This is a genomic window from Photobacterium proteolyticum (assembly GCF_001939735.1).
In the GTDB taxonomy this organism is placed as follows: domain Bacteria; phylum Pseudomonadota; class Gammaproteobacteria; order Enterobacterales; family Vibrionaceae; genus Photobacterium; species Photobacterium proteolyticum.
In genome coordinates, this window is sequence record NZ_MJIL01000017.1 from 1 (window position 1) to 2,346 (window position 2,346).

At 53.4% G+C, this 2,346-nt stretch carries 3 protein-coding genes; all 3 read left to right on the top strand.

Annotated elements, in window-relative coordinates:
* Positions 1 to 81: 81 nt before the first annotated feature.
* From tnpA to tnpC, 3 genes are read left to right on the top strand one after another with little or no spacing between them, the layout of a single operon-like run.
* Positions 82 to 375 (top strand): IS66 family insertion sequence element accessory protein TnpA, encoded by a 294-nt coding sequence (gene tnpA / locus BIT28_RS00140; RefSeq protein ID WP_075761619.1) that lies wholly within the window; start codon positions 82 to 84, stop codon positions 373 to 375.
* Complete coding sequence (gene tnpB, locus BIT28_RS00145) at positions 372 to 728, top strand: IS66 family insertion sequence element accessory protein TnpB (RefSeq protein ID WP_075761620.1); 357 nt, start codon at positions 372 to 374, stop codon at positions 726 to 728. The genes tnpA and tnpB overlap by 4 nt, the downstream gene beginning before the upstream one ends.
* Before the next feature lie 50 nt (positions 729 to 778).
* The gene (gene tnpC / locus BIT28_RS00150) at positions 779 to 2,320 is read left to right on the top strand and encodes an IS66 family transposase (protein WP_075761621.1); all 1,542 of its coding nucleotides are present in this window, start codon (positions 779 to 781) and stop codon (positions 2,318 to 2,320) included.
* The last annotated feature ends 26 nt before the right edge of the window (positions 2,321 to 2,346 follow it).

The following is a 2,346-nucleotide window of genomic DNA, read 5'->3' on the forward strand; positions in this document are numbered from 1 at the left end:
GTAACCGCCAATTTCTCCCCACATTCCGCTATCCATTAATACTTGGTATTGATATAGCTCCCTCATTAGCGGAGCTACATCATGACTCGTGAAGAAAAACATGATCTCTGGAATGAACGCTTACAAAACCAAAAGGAAAGCAGTCTAACCATTGCAGCCTGGTGTGAACAGAACCAAATCGTCCAGTCGCAGTTTTATTATTGGCAGAAAAAACTAACGTCTTCAGTGCATGAGCCTGACAGTGTCGTGGTACCGCTTTCGATGCCGTCATCTTTGACGGCCCTGGTGATCGAAACGCCCAATGGTTACCGGGTCTCAATCAATGACGCATCGGCAATAACGCTGTTGCCGCAACTCATCAAGTGCTTATCATGATCACCGCACCGGCCGGCAATGTTTACCTGGCCACCGGGATCACAGACATGCGTAAATCCATCAACACATTAGGGCTGCTGGTTGAAGATGTGCTGGAGCACAACCCTGTGGGGCCGCACTGGTTCGTGTTCTGCAACCGCCGCCGGGACAAGCTGAAAATCTTGCAGTGGGATACCAATGGGTTCTGGCTCCATTATCGTCGGCTGGAAAACGGCAAGTTCAAGTGGCCCCGGTACCCGCAAGATACGGTTGCGATGGAAATTACGGCCAGGCAACTGCGGTGGCTACTTGATGGCCTGAACTGGCAAAATGCCGTAGCGCATCAGCCCATAAACGGGCTAAAAATCTCGTAAAAACAGTGAATTAGTATAGTAAAGCCCTCTGTTTTTACTATACTTTTAGTATGCAAAAGGAACTTGATAAGCCCACGGGCATTACCCCGGAAATCCAGGCCTATATCGACAGCCTCGTTCAGAATGTCAGCCAGGAAATCAGCCAAAAATACGAATCCCGCATTGCCGAAATGTGGGAGCGGTTCCGGCTGGCACAAGCCAAACGCTACCTGCCGCAAAGCGAGAAGTTCCCGGCACAGGGTTGCCTGTTCAATGAAGCCGAATCACTGACAGACAGCGGGCCGTCCGAGGATGAGCCGGAGATAGAAACCGTGACCTACACGCGCAAACGTGGTCGCAAGCCCATCAACCCGGATTTACCCCGTGAGGTCATTGAGTACGATTTACCGGAGGATGAAAAGACCTGTCCGTGCTGTCAGGGAAAGCTGCATGCCATCGGTGTCGAAACATCCGAACAGCTCGAAATCATCCCCAAGCAAGTCAAAGTACTGCGTCATGAACGCAAGAAGTACGCTTGCCGCCATTGCGAAAATCATGGCGAAGGCAGCAAAATCATCACCGCTTCAATGCCCCGGCAACCGCTTCCCGGCAGTATCGCCACGGCGGGCACCCTCGCGACCGTGGCGGTGAGCAAGTATGCCGATGGTCTGCCGCTATACCGTATCGAAAAAGAGCTGGCACGTGTGGGCGTTGATATCCAGCGAACCACACTGGCGAACTGGATGATAAAGACCGCCGAGTTGCTCTCACCGATTTACCAGGCCATGCGCAGGGCGCTGCTCAAAGAGCAGGTTATCCATGGTGACGAGACCACGCTTCAAGTCTTGAAAGAGCCCGGCAAGAAAGCCCAAAGTAAATCTTATCTCTGGGCTTACTCCAGCCCCGAACAGAGCACCACGCCGGTGGTGCTGTTCGAATACCAGCCGGGCCGGGCACATACTTACCCCAAGGTCTTCCTTGATGGTTACGAAGGCACCATCATGACCGATGGCTACTCAGCCTGGCGGATGCTGGACAAGGTGACCCATCTTGGTTGTTGGGCCCATGCCTGGCGTAAGTTCAAGGATGCACTCGACTTAAGCCCGAAAAAAGCGGGCCAGGCCAAGCAGGCACTGAGCTATATCCAGAAGCTGTATGCCATCGAAAAGAAAGCCCAGTCCTTGTCGGCAGCAGAAAGGCACGCCATGAGGCGAAAAGAGAGTATCCCCATACTTGAATCCTTCCACAGCTGGCTGAATAAGGCGGCAGCCAAACTGCTTCCCCAAAGCCCGATGGGGAAAGCGGTTAGTTACGCGCTCAAACAATGGGCCTACCTTGAAAAGTACGTCGATGATGGCGAATACCCGATAGACAACAACCGAGTCGAGCGCGATATCCGCCCGGTCGCCACCGGCCGGAAAGCCTGGCTGTTCGCCGATACGCAAAGCGGGGCGAATGCCAGTGCGACCTTGTTCAGTATCATGCTCAGTTGCCGTGCCAACGGCGTGGAGCCTTATGCGTATCTGCGTCATGTCCTGACGGAGCTCCCACGGAGAGAAGAAGGGAGTGATGTCAGTGATCTCTTGCCTTATAGCAATACGCCCGTTCAATAGCTAGGTGGGTGGGAACACCCGCTTAC